The organism is Nostoc sp. (genome assembly GCF_036916735.1).
GTDB lineage: Bacteria > Cyanobacteriota > Cyanobacteriia > Cyanobacteriales > Nostocaceae > Nostoc.
Map to the genome: position 1 here is coordinate 95290 of NZ_JBALFV010000002.1, position 22191 is coordinate 117480.

General features: G+C 39.8%; 17 protein-coding genes. 2 read left to right on the plus strand and 15 right to left on the minus strand.

Going from position 1 to position 22191, the window contains the following annotated elements:
- Positions 1–15 precede the first annotated feature (15 nt).
- Positions 16–732, minus strand: a complete 717-nt coding sequence (locus V7L20_RS01350; protein WP_334742332.1) for a hypothetical protein — start codon at positions 730–732, stop codon at positions 16–18.
- A 305-nt stretch (positions 733–1037) separates the two neighbouring features.
- On the minus strand, positions 1038–1910 hold the full coding sequence (locus V7L20_RS01355; protein WP_334742333.1) for an S-methyl-5'-thioadenosine phosphorylase: 873 nt from the start codon (positions 1908–1910) through the stop codon (positions 1038–1040).
- Between the two features lie 336 nt (positions 1911–2246).
- On the opposite strand from V7L20_RS01355, the gene V7L20_RS01360 reads away from it, so the two are divergent.
- Together V7L20_RS01360 and V7L20_RS01365 are read left to right on the plus strand one after the other, a co-directional pair.
- Positions 2247–3554, plus strand: a complete 1308-nt coding sequence (locus V7L20_RS01360; protein WP_334742334.1) for a right-handed parallel beta-helix repeat-containing protein — start codon at positions 2247–2249, stop codon at positions 3552–3554.
- A 345-nt stretch (positions 3555–3899) separates the two neighbouring features.
- Positions 3900–5024 carry a metallophosphoesterase family protein gene (locus tag V7L20_RS01365; RefSeq protein ID WP_334742335.1) on the plus strand — a complete coding sequence of 375 codons (1125 nt, stop codon included), beginning with the start codon at positions 3900–3902 and terminating at the stop codon, positions 5022–5024.
- Positions 5025–5065: 41 nt separating this feature from the next.
- On the opposite strand, the gene V7L20_RS01370 is transcribed toward V7L20_RS01365, so the two are convergent.
- The 13 genes from V7L20_RS01370 to V7L20_RS01430 form a co-directional block, all read right to left on the minus strand.
- Positions 5066–5191 carry a hypothetical protein gene (locus tag V7L20_RS01370; protein WP_334742336.1) on the minus strand — a complete coding sequence of 42 codons (126 nt, stop codon included), beginning with the start codon at positions 5189–5191 and terminating at the stop codon, positions 5066–5068.
- Entirely contained in the window at positions 5172–5603 is a 432-nt protein-coding gene (locus tag V7L20_RS01375; RefSeq protein WP_334742337.1) for a nucleoside deaminase, read from the minus strand. Before V7L20_RS01375 ends, V7L20_RS01370 begins: the two co-directional genes overlap by 20 nt.
- A 150-nt stretch (positions 5604–5753) precedes the next feature.
- The gene (locus tag V7L20_RS01380) at positions 5754–6569 is read right to left on the minus strand and encodes a peptidoglycan-binding protein (RefSeq protein WP_334742338.1); all 816 of its coding nucleotides are present in this window, start codon (positions 6567–6569) and stop codon (positions 5754–5756) included.
- 774 nt (positions 6570–7343) lie between these two features.
- Positions 7344–10124 carry an MGH1-like glycoside hydrolase domain-containing protein gene (locus tag V7L20_RS01385; protein ID WP_334742339.1) on the minus strand — a complete coding sequence of 927 codons (2781 nt, stop codon included), beginning with the start codon at positions 10122–10124 and terminating at the stop codon, positions 7344–7346.
- A gap of 178 nt (positions 10125–10302) precedes the next feature.
- Positions 10303–12291 carry an amylo-alpha-1,6-glucosidase gene (locus V7L20_RS01390; RefSeq protein ID WP_334742340.1) on the minus strand — a complete coding sequence of 663 codons (1989 nt, stop codon included), beginning with the start codon at positions 12289–12291 and terminating at the stop codon, positions 10303–10305.
- A gap of 176 nt (positions 12292–12467) precedes the next feature.
- Positions 12468–13901 (minus strand): Dyp-type peroxidase, encoded by a 1434-nt coding sequence (locus V7L20_RS01395; protein WP_334742341.1) that lies wholly within the window; start codon positions 13899–13901, stop codon positions 12468–12470.
- Between the two features lie 82 nt (positions 13902–13983).
- Positions 13984–15915 (minus strand): galactose oxidase early set domain-containing protein, encoded by a 1932-nt coding sequence (locus V7L20_RS01400; RefSeq protein WP_334742342.1) that lies wholly within the window; start codon positions 15913–15915, stop codon positions 13984–13986.
- Positions 15916–16177: 262 nt separating this feature from the next.
- A complete protein-coding gene (locus tag V7L20_RS01405) occupies positions 16178–17185 on the minus strand; it encodes a sugar phosphate isomerase/epimerase family protein (RefSeq protein ID WP_334742343.1) in 1008 nt (335 codons plus the stop codon).
- Between the two features lie 198 nt (positions 17186–17383).
- Positions 17384–17773 carry a YybH family protein gene (locus V7L20_RS01410; RefSeq protein ID WP_334742344.1) on the minus strand — a complete coding sequence of 130 codons (390 nt, stop codon included), beginning with the start codon at positions 17771–17773 and terminating at the stop codon, positions 17384–17386.
- A 218-nt stretch (positions 17774–17991) separates the two neighbouring features.
- A complete protein-coding gene (gene iolE / locus V7L20_RS01415) occupies positions 17992–19104 on the minus strand; it encodes a myo-inosose-2 dehydratase (RefSeq protein ID WP_334742345.1) in 1113 nt (370 codons plus the stop codon).
- A gap of 642 nt (positions 19105–19746) precedes the next feature.
- Positions 19747–20415, minus strand: a complete 669-nt coding sequence (locus V7L20_RS01420) for a pentapeptide repeat-containing protein (RefSeq protein ID WP_334742346.1) — start codon at positions 20413–20415, stop codon at positions 19747–19749.
- Between the two features lie 114 nt (positions 20416–20529).
- Positions 20530–21006 (minus strand): hypothetical protein, encoded by a 477-nt coding sequence (locus V7L20_RS01425; protein WP_334742347.1) that lies wholly within the window; start codon positions 21004–21006, stop codon positions 20530–20532.
- 46 nt (positions 21007–21052) lie between these two features.
- Positions 21053–22153 carry a ferritin-like domain-containing protein gene (locus tag V7L20_RS01430; RefSeq protein ID WP_334742348.1) on the minus strand — a complete coding sequence of 367 codons (1101 nt, stop codon included), beginning with the start codon at positions 22151–22153 and terminating at the stop codon, positions 21053–21055.
- Positions 22154–22191: the final 38 nt, after the last annotated feature.

Consider the following 22191-nt stretch of genomic DNA (forward strand, 5'->3'; position numbering starts at 1 on the left):
AAGCCGAAGATTCGGTTAAGAACCAAAGGTTTGCTTCATTTTTGAAAGAAGCTTCGAGATGGATTCCCCATGAATAATAGAACCATGCATTGTTGCAAGATACTTAATGGGTAGCTTCTCTATTGCCTCAATTCCTCGCGTGAAGCTTTTCCCTTCACACATAAACCCGACTTTTTGCTGAAACTCAATGATAGATTCTGTAAGATCCTTCTCAGTAAGAGGCTCCTCAAACTGACCGGGATGAGCAGCAAGATCGGAACAAAAAAGAATCTCCTCTTGCGGCTGATAGAATAGACAGCCCTCCCATCCATGAGGAAAATGAGGAGTTTCAACAAGTATAATATCTCTTTTGCCCAAAGAAAGAGCAAAGTTATTTTTAAGAACTGTTGTTGGTCGCAATGCAAAGTCATCCATGTTCGATTGATTCAGAGGACTTACAATTGTTTTGGCTTCAGGAGCTGCTTCAAGCCACTGATTAAGCGCTCCGCACTCATCAGCCTCAAGATGACATAAAGCAATGTAATGAAGTTTTGAAGGGTCGCAGACAGACGAAACAAGCTGATAAGTTTGCTCGAACCAATTTGAGCGACCTGTATGAATAAGCATAGGGCACTCATCAAGGATAAGGAATTGACTGAAAACAAACTTTTTATTATTTGAGATAGAAAGCTTATATATATTAGGAACTATTTCATCGATGCGCGTGAAGTTAGCATTAAAATGTTTAAACATTATATTTGTGGGTAAAAAATATCTGACAAAATCTAATTTTATTCACAATTGCGAATTGTGTTTTTAACCTAGTTTGGGAATTTAATAATTTTAACTTGGATAATTGATTACTGCTTGAGGAAAATGACCTTGTAAAGCTGGTTAAATATTTAGAGATGTTTCTATAGCAATGTTACGTCGTAAATACATCTATCGCAGATCCTAAATGAGAGTAAAAAAATTTGGTCTTGTTTCTCTAACAGAGATGGAGGAATTTTCAAGGGGCGATCGCTATGCCTGTAATACTCGTTGCCAGTATTTTTATACTATAAATACTTCTGCAACAATAACCCTAACTTTTCCTTCGTCGCTGCTGGTGCTTTATCCAACTGTGTCAAAATCGCATACTGCAACGCCGAATGCGCCTCACTCGACGGTGGATTTTCGCTCAAGCGCCGCACAGTTTCTTGAATCACTTTTTGAGCATTCACAGCATTCCGCAGCAAATTGCCAATCACTATCTCCACTGTCACAGTGTCATGATCTGGATGCCAACAATCGTAATCTGTCACCAGCGCTAAAGTTGAGTATGCAATTTCGGCTTCCCTGGCCAACTTCGCCTCAGGTAAATTCGTCATCCCAATGATTGTTGCACCCCAACTGCGATAAAGATTCGATTCTGCCTTTGTGGAAAAAGCCGGGCCTTCCATGCATACATAAGTACCGCCGCGATGGAGAGTAACTTCTGGTAAATTGAGAGATGCGATCGCATCTACCAACACACTGGCCAAATTCTGACAAATCGGATCGCCAAAGGCAATATGAGCAACAATTCCCTCACCGAAAAACGTTGAAATCCGATTTTTCGTTCTGTCAATAAACTGATCTGGCACCACCATGTCCAGTGGTTTTGCCTCTTCCTTCAAGGAACCCACAGCACTAACTGAAATTAAATACTCCACACCCAATTGCTTCATTGCATAGATATTAGCACGAAACGGTAACTCAGAGGGTAACAGCGTGTGATTGCGGCCATGACGCGCCAAAAAAGCTACCCTTGTACCATCCAAAGTCCCCAAAATCAAAGCATCAGATGGTGAACCAAAGGGAGTTTGGACATGCACCTCTTCTATATGTTTGAGCGCGTCCATTTTATACAGACCACTGCCACCAATAATCCCAATACTAGCTTGAGCCATAATCTGAACCTGTTCCTTGCTGATCTGCTCAGTTATTCTAGCGAAAAGGAGAGTAGCACAGAAGCCAAGAAACAAAGCGATGTCTACGATGAGCTACGCTTACACATTTTGTGTCGCTAACACTATTGAATTATTACTCATTAATTGTAAGTTTACCTTAATTGAAACGCTTGTAAATCAGCGCCTTTTAGGGAATGAAACAGCCCTGCCGTAGGGAAGGGGTTGACCTCTTACTACGGGTGAGCAGTAGGAAAAATGCTTGCATATTAGTTGTAGTATCAACATGAGTCTTGATATCAAATTTATACAACAGAAGAAAAAATTGGAGTAAGAGCAATGTCTACATTTACCGTCACTAATACTAACAACAGTGGTCTAGGTTCACTACGGCAGGCAGTTCTAGATGCCAATGCCCTAACAGGAAAAGACATAATCAATTTTGGTGGACTGTTTACTGATGGGCTGGCTCATACTATCAATCTGACTGGTAGTGGTCTTAGTATCACAGATGACCTTACCATTCAAGGCACAAATCCCAGCTTACTAACTATTAAGGATGATAGTGTTTCCCGTGTGTTTGATATTGGCAATGGCGTAACATCTGCAATCAATGGGCTGACTATTACCAATAGCTACAATGACAACTACAATGAAGCGGGAAGAGTCGGTGGCCTCTCAAATGATATAATCGACAAGGTGGCAGGAGGCGGTGCCATCTCCATTGAAATTGGAGGCAGCTTCACACTGGACAACAGCATCATCACTGGCAACACAGCAGATAATGGCGGCGGCATCAACAACTATGGCGGCAGCCTCACACTGAACAACAGCACCATCACTGGCAACACAGCAGTGGATGGCGGTGGCATTTTTAACATAGCAATAAATGGCGGCGGCACTATAACCGTGAATAACAGCACCATTAGTGGTAACACTGGGTCATACGGCGGCGGCATCGAGAGCGGTAGCGGCGGCACTATAACCGTGAATAACAGCACCATTCGTGGCAACACTGCGTTATACGGCGGCGGCATCGACACTGATAGTGTTGTATCGGTATCGGTGAGTAACAGCACTATTAGTGGCAACACTGCGTCATTCGGCGGCGGCATCAACAGCTTTGATGACACTATAACCGTGAGTAACAGTACTATTAGTGGCAACACTGGGTCATTCGGCGGCGGCGGTATCAACAGCAGTACCGATATTATAACCGTGAGTAACAGCACCATTAGTGGCAACACTGCGTCATACGGCGGCGGCATTATGCACAGCTCCAGCTTGGTAGGCACTTTTACGCTGATCAATAGCACCATTAGTGGCAATCAGGCACACCTTGGCGGTGGCATCTACAATGAGGGCACCTTAACGGTGGGCAACAGCACTATCAAGCACAATAAAGTTTTCGGGATCGAACTCAGTTCTGGTGGAGAAGAGTCTGGCAAGGGTGGTGGCATTTACAACTATAACTCTAGGGATGCCACGGTCACATTAGACTACAGCACGATCGCTTGTAACTTTGACACACCGCAAAAGGATTCAAATAAGTTTATCAAGTCTGATGATCTGGTAGGTAAATTCATCACCAAACACGATCATAATCGGATTGGCAACCTCAGTGGCAGTACTTTTTCTTATTCTTAATAACTAACCCAGCATTTCTTCCTATGCTGAACAAGCGATAGGCAAGAAATGCTATCTGCTGCTCAACAAATAGAAAATTGGTTGAAGCGCGTTTTAGAAATATCGGGTAGAAAATCTGAATCATTGAGCGTTTGACTTCCGGGTTTTAGCAATCAAATTTCTGATAATTTTTGCAGATTAATGGTTATATTCAGCCTTAAAATTAATTGTCACCATAGCGTTTAATCTATCCTTAATGTATACAAATATTAAGTAGATGCATTATTAAGCAGCGAAACAAAGCAAGCGTTATACTTTTGAGAAAAGGCTTATTTTAACCTCTGCTTTTAACATTTTCATAAATCAATGACTCTCAATTTTCGCTTTGCGGTAGTCAGCGACTTACACCTGGCACTTCCCCATACAATCTGGGATCATCCCAGCCGATTCCATCTAGTAGAAGTCAGTATCTCGGCGTTTCAAAGTGTACTAGAACATTTAACACAACTAGATTTAGATTTCTTGTTGTTACCAGGAGATTTAACCCAGCACGGCGAACCAGAAAACCACGCTTGGTTGCAACAATATTTAGCCCAACTACCTTTTCCCGTCTATGTTGTTCCTGGCAATCATGACGTTCCTGTGCTGTTAGCCGATCAACAATCAATTGCTTTTGCGGATTTTCCCTACTATTACAGGAAATTTGGCTACGAAGATCCCCAGCAGATTTACTACATCCGTCAGTTATTGCCTGGAGTTAAGCTGATTGGACTGAATTCTAACTCCTTTAATGACCAGGGTGAGCAAGTAGGGTGTTTAGATGCCAAACAGCTACGGTGGTTAGAAGAGGTGCTAGCGGCATCTGCTGATGAATTAGTTCTGGTGATGGTGCATCATAATGTAGTGGAGCATTTGCCCAATCAATCGAACCATCCACTGGCAAATCGCTATATGTTAGCAAATTCAGCAGAACTATTGCAGTTGCTAAGACGTTACGGAGTCAAACTAGTATTTACGGGACATTTACACGTTCAGGATATTGCTTACTCAGATGGAGTATATGATATTACCACAGGTTCTTTAGTGAGCTATCCTCACCCTTATCGGGTGCTAGAGTTTCATCGAGATAACCAAGGTAAAGAATCGTTGCAAATTTTATCCCATCGGGTAGAGTCAGTACCAGAGTTCCCCGACTTGCAACAGTCATCGCGGCAGTGGATGGGCGATCGCTCTTTTCCTTTCCTAATCAAGCTACTAACTCACTCTCCATTAAACTTACCATTATCACAGGCAAAAAAATTAGCTCCTAGTTTGCGCGAGTTCTGGGCAACTATTGCCGATGGAGATGCAGTATTAGATTATCCCCACTTTCCGCTAGAAGTGCGGCGTTACATTCAGTCCTATGGTGCATCGATGCAGCCCAACCCAGGTATGGCTAATAATCGAACTCTGACGCTGATTGATAATAACAGCACGCTTTTACTAGGTTAAGAGTGATCAGTGCCCGTGTGGAGGTAACTTTTTTGACTTGGTTAAAAGCTTGGTGATTTTGAGATAGCGATCGCTCCCACCATAATTTTCCTATAAAAAGTCACCAAGACGCGGGCAACTCCTGTACAGACGCGATTAATCGCGTCTCTAATTACCGATATCTTCATTCCAAAGTTCCGGGTTAGTTTCAATAAACTCACTCATCATTTGTTCGCAATCGTCAAGATTAAGATCAATTACTTTCACACCGTGAGATACCATAAATTCTTTAGCACCAGGAAAAGTTCTAGATTCTCCAACGATGACTTTTTTAATTCCAAATTGTACTACTGCCCCAGCGCACAGGTAGCACGGCATTAAAGTTGAATAGAGTGTAGTACCTCTGTAGCTGCCAACTCTCCCAGCATTGCGGAGACAATCGATTTCCGCGTGGGTGACAGGATCTGCATCTTGCACACGTTTATTGTGTCCTCTGCCGAGAATTTTGCCATCCTTGACCAGAACCGAACCAATGGGAATTCCCCCTTCTTGTCTGCCTTGTTTTGCTTCTTGAATAGCAGCTTCCATAAACTCATCCATATTAATTCTTCTTTTATGACAAAACAACTAGTACCGCAAGGCAAAAGTCAAAAACCAAAAGTCAAGGCTGAACGAAGCCGAAGCCTTGACTTTTAACTTTTGACTTCCCTGAACCCGAGTGCGTCCTGTATGAAAGGGGCTGACAGACTACTAGTTTAGCTGTAAAAGGTTCCTAGTTTGTTCGCCTACTACACCATCGGGGAAAAATCCTTTTAACTGTTGAAAGTCCTTTACAGCTTGTTCTGTCGCTTGGTCAAATACCTGATTGGCTTGTTGTAATTGAATATTAGCTTTTCTAAGAGCTAATTGCATTTCGCCTACATCTTTTCCTTGTTGTAATGGGCTTGTCAGCTTTAAAACTCTGGGATATTCCACGTTTGAGAATCCTTCAGCAGGAGAATTATAAATACAATCTAAGGTTTTTTCTCCTAAATCCCCATCTTCAGCAATCTTTTTATTTGGATTTGCTTTGTTCCACAGCTTTTGGAAAGCTTTGATTGAATTGGGGCGAATATCTCTAATGTCATGAGATGTGCAATCAAAGTGCATTGGATCTTTATTGCCATAAGTCCATTTCCATCCATGACTGGTCATTAAATATTTCACATCTGCCCACTCTTCTATATCTAAAGATGCACCCTTTTGATGGTCAGATTTTCCTGGATATCCTACCAGATTATTAATTAATCCCCTCTGCTTTTGGCTATAAAGCATTGCTTGGGCAATGACAGAACGATAAGCACTATTAATAGTCAAAGGTTGTGCGTAATCTTTCAAAGCTGCTTTTAAGGCATTCCGCGCTGGAAGCTGGCAGTAAGGGAAAAGTCCTTCACCTCTGTTAATATTTAAGTCGGAAATACTGACTAATGAATTAGGAACTAATTGATTTAATTCCCAAAACAACTGCAAATCTAATCCACGAACTGCAATTGTACTACCTTCTGTTATTTGTTTAACTAATACCATAATTCTACTTTAGCTCCCTTTTGAACTTTTTTAGCTTCAAGTAATATCTGAAGTTTTCTACATCTGGCATCATGTCTTTTCCAGAAATCTAGCTAAAGTTGCAAAAAGACAGGGCATAGTGGGTATAGCTCATCAAACTTACCGAGATGCCAAAAGATAGCAGCAAGAGGCTATACATTCAAGCCTATGACAAAATTAATTATATAAATTTTGACCTGAAATCCTTATCTAGTCAAGAAGTTATGTGTAAATTTTTCTGTACAATTACTTACTACACCCGACATGCTTCGGTACTATAAGTCGGCATTCGCTTATGGACTTTGTAAAAAGTAGTAAGAATCAGTAGCTTTTTTGATAGTTAATGATACACATCATTCAATTTTGGTAACCGCAACACAGGTTAATGATTCCTGCACATAAATAGGAGATCGATCTGTAATTAATTCAACTTTCCCCTCAGCGTTGCGATGCTAAGAAGTAGCTTGAACGAGAACCTCTGGAGATATTAATATTTTGGCAATTTTACAATAAGTAGACAATTCTTGCACATCCCCCCAAGTGCGATCGCCAAATCATTGCAATCATTGCAACTATAGTTAATCAGTCAGACTACAGGCGCGATCGCTAACCCCTCCCGTAGAACAGGAGGGGTTGGGGGTGGGGTTCTTATTTTTGATTTATCCAGAGGTTTAGTGAATATAGGGAAAGCAGATAAATAAAAATTTAGCAGTTTCAGCCTACCTATTTTGCCCCTTTTCTTATCCCGAACTCACGTTATGTCCAGTCTAAGTCTTTCCCTGATTTTTGAATCAATTCAGCTACTAAACCTGTCCAACCTGTTTGATGGCTAGCACCAATACCTGCACCAATATCACCATGAAAATATTCATAGAACAGAATTAAATCACGCCAATGTGGGTCGTTTTGGAATTTTTCTGAGCTGCCATAAACAGGCCGCTTACCAGATGTTGGGTTTTTCAGGAAAATTTTGATCAGTCTTTGGCTTAATTCATTAGCCACTTCTTGCAGATTCATCTCTTTCTTTTCACCCGAAGAAGTAGAAGATATTACTTTGATGTCATCTCCCCAAAAATCATGAAATTTCAAGAAAGATTCAATAAGAAGATAATTCACTGGAAACCAAATAGGCCCGCGCCAATTAGAATTTCCACCAAACATTCCATATTTTGATTCTGCTGGTTCGTATTCTACTCGATATTCTTCTCCATTTGCCCGTAAGACATAAGGATTATCCTTATGATGTTTTGACAAAGCTCGGATACCATAATCGCTCAAAAATTCTGCTTCATTCAGCAGAAGCTCCAAAATCGATTTGAGTCGATCTTTATTTACTAGGGACAAATAATAAAGTCCTTTTTGATTGGGGAGGACAGAAATATTCTCGTGTTGAGTCAGTTGGGGGCGATTGTTAATAAACCAATCTACCCGCTTTTTGAAATCTGAGGATAAATATTTCTCGACAATCTCTTTTTCAATTGTTTCTACAGCAAAAAGTGGAATTAACCCGACCATTGACCGCACTTTCATTAACAGTACACCTTCACTGTTTGCACCCTCAACTATACCTGGAGGAGCTTTAAGAATATCATAGTAAAACTTATCTTCTTTATCCCATATATCTACGCCTGTACCACCGACTTTATTCATTGCATCAGCAATGAGTAGAAAGTGTTGGAAAAATTTAGAAGCCATATCTTCATACTCCCTCCTATACTTGCTACTAGACTCGCTACTAGGATCTTCTTTGGCAAGTTCTATGGCTATTTTTAGCAAATTTAGACAGTACATTGCCATCCAGCTAGTACCATCAGACTGCTCTATGGTTGCATTAGGAATCTGAATATTGCTTCTATCCAAAACCCCAATATTGTCTAATCCTAAAAATCCACCTTGAAAAAGGTTGTTGCCTTCAACATCCTTACGATTCACCCACCAAGTAAAATAAATAGATAACTTTTGAAAGATTTCTTCCAAAAACTTTCTGTCAGCAGTGCCGTACATGTCCTTTTCTATGTTGTAAACACGCCATGCAGCCCAAGCATGAACAGGTGGATTTACATCACCAAATGCCCACTCATAAGCTGGTATTTGACCGTTAGGGTGCATATACCATTCGCGCGTAAATATATACAATTGCCTTTTGGCAAATTCTGGATCGATTAGTGCCAAGGTAACAGTATGAAAAGCTAAATCCCAAGCAGCAAACCAAGGATATTCCCATGCGTCTGGCATGGAAATAATATCTTCATTAAATAAATGCTCCCACTGACAGTTTCTGCCCAATTTACGTTGTTCTGGTGGCTTTGGTGGAGTGGGGTCGCCATTAAGCCAATCATAAACTACATAGTGATAATATTGTTTGCTCCACAACATACCAGCAAAGCTTTGTCTTTGCACATTTCGCATATCCTCGGAAATATCAGAAGGACAAACAGCTTGATAAAATTCATCGGCTTCGCGCTGGCGAGTTTGAAGTACAGTTTCAAAATCATTATCAAAAGGAGAATCTAAATTTTGATCGCTTAACCGCAGTCTAACTACTTTAGTTTCTCCTGGATTAATTGTTAAGTCGTAATGAACTGCGGCTTTTGTGCCTTTTTGAGTAGAATTTACTGTTTTTTTATTTCCGAAAGAAACAATGTAATCATTTATGCCATCTTTGACAGGACCGGAATTGTCACCCCATCCAAATCGTTTCTTGTTTGTTTCGTTTTCTGTAAACAGAAGTTCTTTAGCAGCTTCGCTATAAAGCCATCCTTTGCGTAAATTTTTAACTTCATCATTATCTTGATAAACAGCTTCTATGATGCTTAGATTCGAGTCAGCTTTAATAGCTTGCAGGTATTTAAATTCTTTTGTTTGATTTTCATACCCCCAAGACCAAGTATTACGAAGCCAAATAGTTGGTAAAAGATGCAGTTTAGCAGTTTCTGAGCCTCGGTTAGTAACACTAATTTGGATGTGAATATCTTCTGGAGAATTTTTAGCGTACTCTACAAGAACATCAAAGTAACGATTATCATCAAAAATCCCTGTATCTATTAGTTCATATTCTAATGCTGCGGGATTAGTTGATTTTCTGTGTCTGTTTTCCTCAATTAACTGGCTGTAAGGAAAAGCTTGGTGCGGATATTTGTAAAGATATTTCATGTAGGAATGTGTGGGAGTATTGTCAAGATAAAAATAATATTCTTTGACATCTTCCCCGTGATTGCCCTCACTGTTGGTTAAACCAAATAGCCTTTCTTTCAGAATCGGGTCTTTTTCATTCCAAAGAGCGATCGCAAAACAAATTCGTTGGTAATTATCGCTAATCCCAGCAATTCCATCTTCGCCCCAACGATAGGTGCGAGAACGAGCTTGATCGTGAGAAAAGTAATCCCAGGCAGTGCCATTAGCACTGTAATCTTCTCGTACTGTTCCCCACTGACGATCGCTCAAATAAGAACCCCATCGCTTCCAATATTTGTTTTGGCTGCGATCGCGGTCTTCTAGTAATCTTTTTCCTTCTTCTGTCTCTAGAATCTTGTTCATTTTTCGTTTCCTTTTATGATGTTTGCGATGATTAATTTGCAATAGTTAATAGCAGTCATAAGCTATTAACTTTCAAACGAACCTAAATATTATTTGTGTCTTTTCTGAATCAAGGGATGATAACAACTTGATAAAATTTCTCCCCCTGCCTCCCCTGCCCCCCCTGCCTCCCTACCTATTACTCTGTAGCTAGCCAAGCACGGAGTACTTCTCCAACTGACCAAGCTTGAGCAATACAACCTTTAGGTTCCATTGGTGGATCGCCATTAGATATTTCACTGATAGTTCCAACTCCAGCAGTATAGAGGTGATGTTGCATCGGTTCTAGAAATTGCCGAGCAATGGATGGGTTGTTAAACACACGCAAGTGAGCTAAGACAAATGAACCAATTAACCATTCCCAAACTGTTCCTTGGTGATAAGCGCCGTCACGATGAAATTGATCTCCACCGTAGTGACCGATATACTGCGGATCGTCAGGTGCAAGACTGCGTAAGCCGTGAGAAGTTAGAAGCGATCGCTCGCACGCTTCTACCACTTGCCGTTGTTGTTCAGGAGTGAGCGGACTTTCTGGCAAGGATACGGCGAAGATTTGATTTGGTCGCAAAGAGGCATCGTTACCATTTGGGCCGTCTAAAACATCAAAACAGTATCCCTTGGCATCATTCCAGAAACGATTAAAACCTTTTTGCGTGGCATCAGCCATCGCATCATAGTCTTTCTCAGGTTTTCCTAACTTTTGGGCGAACTGGGACATTGTTCGCAAAGTGTTATACCAAAGGGCATTTACTTCTATAGGCTTGCCAATGCGAGGAGTAACCACCCAATCATTAACTTTGGCATCCATCCAAGTCAGCTGCACTCCTTTTTGCCCTGCATAAAGCAACCCATCACTGAGATCGAGGCGAATATTGTAACGCGTTCCTTGACGGTGAAATTCGACAATCTCCGCCAGTTTGGGAAATAAATCTGCTAATAGCTTGTCATCACCAGTCGTAGCAAGGTAAAGGCGGATGGCTTCAAAATACCACAGTGTTGCATCAACTGTATTGTAGTACTCTTCTGTGGGTGGCTGATTATCGTCAGGAAAACGATTGGGCAACATTCCCTTATTGATATATTGGCCAAAGGTGCGAAGAATGGACTCTGCAATTTGGGGACGATTAGTGGCAAGGGTCAGACCTGGTAGACTAATCATGGTATCCCGACCCCAATCAGTAAACCAGGGGTAACCGGCGATAATGGTTTTTCCATCTTGTCGGTCAACAATAAACTGATCAGCAGCGAGTACAAGTTGCTGCACCCAATCAGGAACTTGAGGCGCTTGTGGCGATCGTTTAGATTGCCAGTCTGCTATCAGCTTTTGTTCGTACTGATGACGTAAGTCAAAGGCTACTGCACCGTTTAAATTAGGATTTTGCTGCGTACTAGCCACAAAAGTAAATGAGCTTCCAGGCTCCAGTGTGGCTTGAAAAGTTGCTGGGTGAAGATGATCGTCTATATCGTTGAGTCCGCGTTCCTTTTCGGCTGCGAGTTCAAATCCATAGTACCACTCGTTCTTAAGTGAGGCATTACCGCTATCTGTTAACAAGTACAAAGGTTGCGCTTCTGGAAACACTCTCACACCGACTCCATGCTCAATCAGTGTCACATTCATTCGCCAATTTTTAGCAGGTGATTCTTGAGCATGGGTTCTGCTGTGATGATCGCGGTAATTAACAAATGCTTCGATTGATAATTTAAGCGATCGCTTTGCTCGTCGCAAGTAGTAATGAATATATGTAGTATCAGATCCAGGTTGCATCCAGATGCGTTTTTCTAATAACGCACCTCCACAAGCAAAGCTCCATACAGGTACTGTTCCTTCTAAATAAAAGCTTTCAATATGGCAATAACCTTGAGGATCAACTGTGCCATTTGACCAACGATTGGCAAATAGGGGATAAGAGTTATCTTCATACTCTGCTGTATCATCTAGCTTTGCTAGTAGTAAGGTTCGCTGCAACGGTGGTTGCAGTGCAGCCACAAGTAAACCGTGATAACCCCGTGTTGATAAACCTGCTACTGTACCTGAAGCATAGCTGCCGCTACCATTGGTTACTAACCACTCACGCGACTCTGCTGCATCAAGATTTCCACAAATTTCACGTCCAAAGTTGATGCTCATAAATATGCCTTATTATGTCACCAATATTTTAAATTCTAGTTTCCACATCAATAACTTTTATAGTACTCCTATTTGATTTTTTAAAAAACTTGGTATAACTCAAAAAGCCTGATTCCCTACTTTCTACTCGCTGCCATGCAAAGAAGTTCAGAAATAAAATCAGATTGCTATATAAGCTACGATTCAGTTATTGCCAAATTTTTTAGAAAACTCACACTAGGTGCAAAAAAATATTCCCCCCCCTTCATTTTTACCGGCAGTTTAAATGCATATTCTTCTGTTTCTGATTTCCCCCATTTTTTCGGCCATTTCTGAATTCCCTCTGGTTGACCAATTAGCGGATCTGGCCCAGCATTGACTTGAACAAAATGCTTAGGATTTGCCCATCTACATTGTATAAAATTAAACTGATTTTCAATATCTGCTTGAAAGCAAAGAAACAGCAATCCTGAGCCTGTTGTCGGCTCTTGACTGCAATCATGCTCTCCAAAACTGACAGAACGACGAGCAATCCGATGCCTTCTCTCCACCTTTAAAGCCTCGTCAAAACCAGGGGAAGACTCTACCTTACCTGTATCGCCTCTAGGATTAACTTTGCGGATGTGAGTGTGGAACGGACACCTTGTTGCCTCCGTATCCAAATCGTAATTAAAGTTATTAAAGTAATTGTAATTGGTTGATGTCGCACTTTGACTCGGTAAATCTGAGAGGGTTACTGGAGTTCCATCTTCAAACCGTCCCACAACCAAAGCTCCGGCTAAAGTTTCATTAATACCTAATTTTTTAGCTAAATTCCGCACCTCTTCACGGAATATTTTGACATTTTGTTCAAGTTTGCGACAAACTAAGTAACTGCCATAACTATCTTCAGTCTTACCGTTAGGATCTTTAACCAAGATTGTATTTAGCGGAGCGCGAGGGTCCCATTTGCTGAAGTCAGAGTTATTAGCTTTGGCGCTGGCAATATTTCGTTTCAGAAATAGAGGTTGACTGACACCATCGACATAACCAAAGTGTTCTATAATTTGTTTTTGAGCATTTCTGAGAATAAAACCATCTTCTCTATGAAGTATTTTGGATATCTGAAACAATTCTGAACAGATATCGTTAATTACTTTGGATAAGTCTGTCAAATTATCATCTGCTATAAGTAACAAGGCATCTGCTTTCTGTTGAAATCCTGGTTCCCAATCTGTCGGTACTGGATCGTTTAACAAGTTCTTGATATCAAGATTCTGCATACCTAATCGAAATGGCTGATCTCCAGGTATTTTCCACGGTTCTATTTGCAGATATTCATAACCTTGACAAGACAAATATAAACTAGCAAATATACCACCTGATATCTTTTTAGTTCGGTACTCACGTGCCTCATTTGACTGCTGCTCGGCAGATTTGACATATTTATGGGCAAAGTTTTGAATCCATCGTTTGACTGCATTTACTTGACCAGATTTAAATTGTAAAAATAAATGTACGATATGGTCTCGTCCATGCCCATTGAGAATGTTACCTTGTAAATCTTGCAGTAAAGTCTCGTATTTACCAGGATTTTCTGGATCGAGACCCTCTTCTAGAACGGTTTTTAAATCTTCTTCTGTTAGTGCCATTGCTTAACTTTTTTTGTAAATTTAGGATTGAATTGTTAACAATAAATAATTCTGTAGTCAAAATTATTTTAATCAAACCTACTTAAACTTCAAGTTTTACCATTTTGGCATGGGAAGGTTTTCCTAATTCATTGAGGTAGAATATCATGTAGTAACCCGGTGGGTAAAGATTGGCATTTTTCGGCGCTTTAAATTTGATAGCAGATTCGTCCCCTATAGCAACATTTTCAACTTCCAAATCTGCTAATCTTTGCCCATAATCCAAAGAATGAGTAACTGCACCTAACTTAATTAGAACCACAGAACCTTTTTCTGTGGCATCCTTGACTGAGATGCTATTAGATTTTCCATAGTTAAGTGTTTCTGGAGCTTTGACGATTTCAGGACGAGTACCTGGCTTAAACAAATAAGGCGGACTGAAGATTTCTGCTTGCCAAATTTCAGAAGGAACGAAAGGTTCTTTGTCTCCCTCAATAAAATAACTTTGAGGAGATTGGTAATATTCTTCAAGATTGAATTCTTTAGAGTTACCTGATTTATCTATTAGTTTGGGAAACGTATAATAATATATCTGCGGTTCTCGCTGGATATTAACGTGAAGTGTGCCATCTTTTTCCCGTGCTGTTCGATTTGCATTTCCTCCAATAATCAAAACACGAGCATCCGGTAACAAAATTGCCCCATTATGATAAAGCCTGGGTAATTTAGCAGGATTCATAGATTTGGTAATGTAACCCCCTATAGCCCTAGAATCGGGAGTCATTAGCAAAGGTTCATAGACTGGCTTGTATTCTGGATATTCACCGCCATTAACTACCAATACTTCCTGATTGGGTAGAATCACTGCTTGGAGGTTAGCTCTTGGCTTATCAAGAAAGTTATTGACAATTTCCCACTTGCCATTCTTTTCTCCACTTTTACTGGGGGATGTCCAATGCTGTAGGCTAGTCGAAACCCTTGACCAGTTTGCAAAACCTGCTGTATTACCTCCTCGGCCATAGTTGATGTCGTTGGTGCCGATGATACCTCCGAGTAATAAAACATCTTCAGAATTAGGAACTTGCACGGCAGTTCCATAAGCTTTAGACGGCTCTCCCCGGTCGGCTACTACTTCAAAACTGACGGATAATTGACCATCTGTGCCCTCTTGGACAGACATTAAATAGCTTTTTTTGCTGGATTGTGTAACCAAGACTCCACCAATTCCTGCATCATCTCCAGTTATCAAAAGTTTGCCATCAGCAGTTGGTAAGACCCGAGGATACAGGTCTATAGTATCGTAAGCATTAACATCTGTGAGTTTGGTGTTGAAAGGACTGTTCTTTACAGTTGTCAGATCAATATAGTGGAGTTTTTTGGTTTTAGGATCGTAGATTTCTAAACTCGGATTAACTTGGTTGGGAGACTCGTATTTTAGACCGGAAAAAATAACTATTTTCCCATCTGCTAGTGAAATTAAACTGGGATACCAACGTCCTTCTTTAAGTTGTCCCGCAGCAGACCATTTACCTGTTTTCCAATCATAAAGGTTGACTTGTCTAGAGCCTGTAAAAGCTCCTCCAGGGTAGTATCGTCCAGTACCACCGACAAAAAGAACATTACCATCGGCTAGTTGCAAATGACCTGAGCAAAATAAATCGTTGATTTCTCCATATTGCTGGACTGGTGGCGAAGCAATGCGCTCAAATTTTCCAGTTTCAGGATCTAAAAGGGCAGTATTGTTGATCACATCATAATCTGTGACATTGACTCCTTCTATAAAGGTGGGATTGTGTTTTTCATTGTTAATAACTACAGTGTTGCGAAAACTACTACCGTTGACGCTTAACACCTTGCCATTGGGAAGCAGTAAAGTATGGACAGATTGCATCAGATTATCTTTAGGAGGCATAGGGATGGTTTCCCATGCACCCATTTCTTCTTTTGAACCGACTATTGGCTGGGCGATCGCTTGTTCCCAACCATAGATAGTAATAGCTACAGCCAGAATAAAAGCCAGAAAAACTGAAACCATCCTATTTTTATTAACTAGCATAATAATCGAGAAATTTTCAGTACCTATGCGAGATGAATTGCACAAGATATAATAAAAGGTTAAATGATATTTGAATGACAAATATTTTATTTAACCTCTGATATTTTTTCTGATGACAAAGAAAAGATAAACAATCGAATTTTCCAGCGATTTCAGTGTCTAAATATTTTACGATTGCTCAATCAAGATAAATATCTTCGAGAATCTGGACAGAAAAATCTAAGTAATCTTAGATAATTAATTAACATAAATGCCTGATTTTATCTACTTCTGTTCGAGTAGCTTTGATAGCTTTTTCAGCAATATCGTAGGCACTTGGATATTTATTTTCAGAATCTTCTCCAGGAATCCAAAACTTACGTCGAGTCAAACGAAGTGAGTTAATAAAAGCAGGAATAGCATTGAAAATCTCCACCGCGATCGGGCCATCATAGACCTGTAAAATTGGTTCTAAAAATGATTGCCAAGGAATCCAACTTGTATGAAGCGCCCCGCGATCGGGAGGAGAGACTTGTACATAATGAAGTCTTTGCTCTTTGGCAAGAGACAACACTTGTGCTTTAAATATCTCAGGGCCATCGCCATCCATAGTTTCGTGAGCACTATCAATCACTACTCCTACTTGTTTACTTTTAACTCCATTCAAAAACTCAATTAATTGCGATAATTTGTTAGGGCCAGGGGTTTCCCAATGAGTAATTGGTTCAATTGCTAATTTAACATTTCGTTGCTTTGCATATTGACCTAACTCATCAAATATTGTCTGAGCATTGCGATAGCGAATTGCTAAATGCTCCTGAAGTTGATCGCTCCAAATTGGAGCATTAAAGTCAGTAGTTGGGAATACACCATAAGGGATGACAATCGGCCCCATCATAATTTCACCTCTCAATGCAGCTGTTATGTCAATCCTTGACTGGAGGTACTCTAGTGCTGCTTGTCTTTGTTCATAGTAGGGAGAACTTAGATCGAGGGTACGGGTAGCCCCAATATTAGTAGTAATTTTTACATCCTCTAACCCTTCTGAGTCCAGACAGTATCGCAAACTAGCATAATCTTCAATGTGTTTTTCGTAATTTTTATCTTCATTAGGCGCAATAGGAAATTCAAAGCCTGTGTAACCAAACTTTTGAAGCTCTCTTATATGCGTTAGAATTGTTTGCCGATATTCTGAATCACCAGGATTCAAATTGGCGGTAAACAGGAAGAAGCTCAGATAAATATCAGGCAAAGATGATGAGTTGCTCATGTTAAAATTTATGTTGATGGTTGATTAAATCCAAAAACTATGAACTTTGAATTGATAGGTTAAACAAATTTTTCTAGCTATTAACTGCTGTCAAGTTAGTATCCGTTGCTTGTAAGCCACTGAATCAAACCTTCAGGATTCTCTATGACAGCTTTGAGATCGAACATCGTTTATAAAAGGTTTAAAACTACAATTACATCAGGGTTTTTTATTCCAAATCTGGCGATAAATTTTCCACTGATTATAGCTTTTTTTCATTAACCATAATGCCCGAAATTTAACTTGTGTTGATGGACTACCATCTTTTGGGGTAATTGTGGCAATAGAAGTTCCTACAACATAACCAAAATCGCCAATGACTTCGATTTCTTCAGCAGTAAAAATTGGCTCGATACTGTTGTTAGCAATCTGCTGGGCAAACCCTTCAATAATGTCAGGAATCCCAACGCGATCAGGGACATTCGGCGCCATCCAAAGAGCATCTTCTTTATACATCTCGCCGTAACCACACAAATCTTCAGATTTAACATTAGCGGCATATACTTCTTCAAAGACACTTCTGATATTTTCTTTATCGCTAAAATTCATTGCTATTCTCCGTTGAAATGATATTTAGTTTCATTGTTTTTATCTGATCAATTTCAGCAATTTCATTATGTCTCTATTTTTATGCTAATATGACAGTGCAAAATGAATTTACTGATTAAATTACTAAAAAATTCATCAGGAATCAGGTAAAGCAATTCAAAATTCAAGCAGAGAAGATATGAATTTTAAATTGACCTACTGATACTTACTAAAATAGTTTATAAGCCCGTCACATTACGTAGATAAGTACGAGCTAATATTGCGTTTTGCAAAGGATTTGTTTTGTTAGGATCTTGTTCTGCTTCCACTATGAGCCATCCTTCATAGTTGGCATTAGCAAGCTTATTTAAAATCGGTTCAAAATTAATTGCGCCTTCTTTGGTATCTCCTGGAACAGTAAACACACCTTTTTTGATCGAACCTAAAAAGCTCCAACCATTTTTGATGGACTCATCTAAAACAGGCTGACGAATGTTTTTTAGGTGAACGTGCTTGATGCGATCGGCATATTTCTTTGTCACTTCTAAAGGATCAACTCCTGCATAGTATAAATGACCAGTATCAAGTAGCAAATTAACATATTCAGAATTAGTATTTGCCATCAGGCGATCTATATCAGCCAAGTTTTCTACTCCTGTACCAATATGGGGATGGTAGGATATCTGCATACCTTCCTCCTTTGCTTTTTTACCAAGTTGATTCAATCCTTTAGTCAGAGCATTCCATTGCTCGTCAGTAAACTTTGGTCTATTAGGCAAAGGTGCAACTGGCTGTTGATGTACTGCGTTACCCAGTTCGGCTACCACAATACTTCTGCTGCCACCAATTTGTTTCATAAATTGCACTTGTTTCTTAAATTCAGCCCAGGTTTCATCCGTCTTTCCTACAGTGAATTCAGTCCCCACCCAAGGTTCAGAAATAGTCAAGTTACGAAGTTTTAACTCTCCTTTCAAAACTCCGATATCTTCTGGATACTTACCTGAGGTTTGCGAGCCTTTGAAGCCAGATAGTGCTATTTCACTCAGAATCTGCTGATAAGGGATACGAGGATAGAGATCAATACTAGGATCGTCACCATTGCTCCAACCCGTGGGCGTAATGCCCAAAGAAACTTTTGCTGGATCGAATATAGGTGTTACCTTTGAAGGTGGAATCAGAGCGACTAAATATGAGTTTTTGTCGCTATTTGTAGCGGCACTGACCGGAGAATTAAAGTAAGTAATTCCGAAAAATACCAATGCCAATAACACAAACAATAATCGACCAATAGACTTGAATTGATTACAAAGTTTAGAGTTATTCATCTTAAGTTTACCTTGTTGTTTCAACATAGTTTAGTTATCTCAAATGTATGCGATCTTGTTTCATTTATGCAACTTAATACTGTATTTTTAATGAAACCGAAAATAAATTAAAATTGATGATTGAGCGTGAAAGTGAAAGAAACTATTTACTATCTCTTAATCTGAGAAATTATTTTATTGTGTAAATGTAACTTTTACTGCTGAAATTACTAAATTACTCTAGTATTAATAACCACTTTAGTGGAAAAATTTTTAATCAGATAATAGCTTAATATTTTTTTACATTTATTAAATGTAATTTACTATTTTTCAATTTATAACTATTGAATAAAAAATTTAAAATAGCTAAATATTGATATTTTCAAATAAGTTTATTGCACAGTAAAAATATATCTTTAATTGGAATTCAGATATAGATTTGACCTCAAGTTTGCAAAAATATACTGAATTGACCATGTAGACAGTAACGATCGCATTGACTCAAGAAGATGAATAAGTTGGAAACTGGGAGAATTCCTGTCTGGCAAGGCTAAGAATTAACAACAGTTTATTGTCTGAGAATTTGCAGAAAAATGTTCGCGCATGGTGGGTTATGAAATTGTACTAACCCACCCTACATTTTTTTTGAATTTTCAGCTTTTCAAGTCACACTGAAGCAAGACTTAGGTTTTACTGCAAAGCACCAAACTTAATGACATCTCCATTATAGGTAGTACCGTCAGGCATTACAGAATTAGATAAGTCTGCCCCAGATAGCTTAGTTCCATTAAGCTTGGCTTCTGATAACCTTGTATTTCTCATGAAGGTATTCGACAAATCTGCTCCCGATAGAATAGCTCGAGAGAAAATTGCTCCCTTTAGCTTGGCATTTTTCCCCAGAGCATTAGACAAATCTGCATCAGAGATAATGGCTTCTGTTAAATCTGCACCGGTCAAATCCGCGTTTAACAACTTTGTCTTACTCAGAAAGGCATTATATAAATCTGCCTCAGAAAGATTAGCCCCCGTTAGGTTAGCATCAGACAAGGTGATCCCCATCAAAATAGCTTTCGATAGATTGGCTCCTGTTAGATTAACTCCTTGAAGCTTTGCATCATTGAGTAGGGCACCAGAGAGATTTGCTTTGGATAGATTAGACCCACCGAGTGCGCTGCCATATAAATCTTTGTTCGATAGATCCGCTTCCGATAGATCGCAACTAACACAGGCGTTTGTCAAAAGCAACTTCTGGTAATCTGTCGCAACGAAAGCCTTAGCGGGCAAAGTGAAGATTGTTAAGCTAAGGAAAATCGAGAGAGCAATAGTAGAGAGTCTATGAAACCAAGATGTAATACTCATGTTTTGTCTTAAAACTAGGATTTTTTGCAATTTTGTCAGGATCAAAGATGGGTCTTTTGTTAAAGCTTGAGTGAGGTGAAGCTAAACATCATTAATCCCTACCCAGAAAGGCTGTTAGCTTTTAGTAAGGCTAACTAAAGGGGGTTCGCTCCAAGTTCCATATCCCTGGCCTTTCGCACCAGGTGGGTTAACACCGATCGCAGTCCATAAAAGTCCTTCTGGATAGGCATGTGGACTGATAATAAAGGTTCCATCCTTTTCTTTGGTTCCAAAAACATCCCGCCAGGATTGGGGCAGTGTATACCAGGTGGCCATATACCAAACCTTAATGATATTGCGAGCGATCGGGCCAAATTTTTCAGACGCCAGAATTTGTATGATTGATTCGTGGTTTTTTTCTGTTTTTTCAATCTCCAACTGATGAAAAGTTGTTAACAGTTCTCCAAAGATATCTTCACCAATGATGTCTTGAATGGTTTCAAAATAAAGAGTAGCAAGGCCTGTTCCCTGCAAGTGAAACTTAGAAAAACCTGTAAGAACCACTGAAAGATTGAGAAAATACTCCATAAACTCAGGTGCATTAATATCCATCAGTTATTTACCTCCACAAAAGTTTAGATTCGCAAGTCAAAGTTAGCTAAAGCTGGTCTAACCGATAAATAGGAGCCGCATTAACCCCTGGACTGTCTGGAATAGGGTTACGCATTAAACTATTAGCCTGTTCTTTGAGGCGGAACATTCCCCCAACTGCGGGAATCAAATGCTCAGGATGTCCATTAAAAGCGTATTCAATCTTGGTTAAGAACTCACTATAGGCGGACTGAAACTCTAAGGCTGCTGTATGCACTTCTGATCCTTCGGGATAATCACTCAGTTTGGCATTATCCTTAATCGGATAAACTGCGTTCCAATCTACGGTAAAAGATTCACCTGTAGGCTGATTGGGCTGATCGGATTTTGTCGGATCATCCTTGTCAATCAGATAATATTTCCCTAATAGTATTTGCTGAAAACGATAGTCATGGGCTAGTTGTCGTTCTGCATCATAGATCGTTCCGCTTCTTGACCCCTCACCCTGATCTTGAATCACTTTTAAGGCTCGTATGGCTGAACGCAGATCGGTCACTGGGATGATGTCTCCACCACCGTTATAGTAGTATTCTGGGGTAATTTGTCGTTTAGGATCGCCACAAAATAGATCGGGGCCCTTCTCTTTATAGAGCGCATTCAGACCACGAATGATCTCTGCATAAAACAAGCCAATGCTGTAGAAAGTCTTGGTCGGATCGAAGCCTATAATTTCCAAAAAACGTTCTTCTAAGCTTCGAGATGCAACTGATGGCATACTTTCTGGAACGTCTTGAGACCGTTCAATCTGACGAAAGGTCTCTATAGTCTCTTTGGAAAACTTGCTTAAACCTACTTTAAAATCAGTAGATCCTGTAGGTAGATAGCTAGGATATTTAGGAATAAAATTAGATGCCGTCAGGACTGGTGATTCAAACGATCCTCCCACCGCATTATAAACATTAGCCACAAGAGTTAGATGTAGCATTTCTTCTACAGCAACCGCCCGGATAATATGGAAAGCTTCTAAATTCGTTCCGGGTTTAATTGAGTAAAGTGCTGTCATGTAAGGGGGAATGGTTGCATGTTCTATCTTCATTGCCTGTATGAGATAGTACTTCAATTGGTCAACCGTTGTAATCAACTTCAAGCTATCGGAGACTGTAGTCATAATTACATCTACTCACAATGTTTTTTCGACTGTGTAAG

Coding starts and splice junctions, on each gene's coding strand:
- V7L20_RS01350 (WP_334742332.1), bottom strand. CDS start 732: ATGTTTAAACATTTTAATGCTAACTTCACGCGCATCGATGAAATAGTT.
- V7L20_RS01355 (WP_334742333.1), bottom strand. CDS start 1,910: ATGGCTCAAGCTAGTATTGGGATTATTGGTGGCAGTGGTCTGTATAAA.
- V7L20_RS01360 (WP_334742334.1), top strand. CDS start 2,247: ATGTCTACATTTACCGTCACTAATACTAACAACAGTGGTCTAGGTTCA.
- V7L20_RS01365 (WP_334742335.1), top strand. CDS start 3,900: ATGACTCTCAATTTTCGCTTTGCGGTAGTCAGCGACTTACACCTGGCA.
- V7L20_RS01370 (WP_334742336.1), bottom strand. CDS start 5,191: ATGAAGATATCGGTAATTAGAGACGCGATTAATCGCGTCTGTACAGGA.
- V7L20_RS01375 (WP_334742337.1), bottom strand. CDS start 5,603: ATGGATGAGTTTATGGAAGCTGCTATTCAAGAAGCAAAACAAGGCAGA.
- V7L20_RS01380 (WP_334742338.1), bottom strand. CDS start 6,569: ATGGTATTAGTTAAACAAATAACAGAAGGTAGTACAATTGCAGTTCGT.
- V7L20_RS01385 (WP_334742339.1), bottom strand. CDS start 10,124: ATGAACAAGATTCTAGAGACAGAAGAAGGAAAAAGATTACTAGAAGAC.
- V7L20_RS01390 (WP_334742340.1), bottom strand. CDS start 12,291: ATGAGCATCAACTTTGGACGTGAAATTTGTGGAAATCTTGATGCAGCA.
- V7L20_RS01395 (WP_334742341.1), bottom strand. CDS start 13,901: ATGGCACTAACAGAAGAAGATTTAAAAACCGTTCTAGAAGAGGGTCTC.
- V7L20_RS01400 (WP_334742342.1), bottom strand. CDS start 15,915: ATGGTTTCAGTTTTTCTGGCTTTTATTCTGGCTGTAGCTATTACTATC.
- V7L20_RS01405 (WP_334742343.1), bottom strand. CDS start 17,185: ATGAGCAACTCATCATCTTTGCCTGATATTTATCTGAGCTTCTTCCTG.
- V7L20_RS01410 (WP_334742344.1), bottom strand. CDS start 17,773: ATGAATTTTAGCGATAAAGAAAATATCAGAAGTGTCTTTGAAGAAGTA.
- iolE (WP_334742345.1), bottom strand. CDS start 19,104: ATGTTGAAACAACAAGGTAAACTTAAGATGAATAACTCTAAACTTTGT.
- V7L20_RS01420 (WP_334742346.1), bottom strand. CDS start 20,415: ATGAGTATTACATCTTGGTTTCATAGACTCTCTACTATTGCTCTCTCG.
- V7L20_RS01425 (WP_334742347.1), bottom strand. CDS start 21,006: ATGGATATTAATGCACCTGAGTTTATGGAGTATTTTCTCAATCTTTCA.
- V7L20_RS01430 (WP_334742348.1), bottom strand. CDS start 22,153: ATGACTACAGTCTCCGATAGCTTGAAGTTGATTACAACGGTTGACCAA.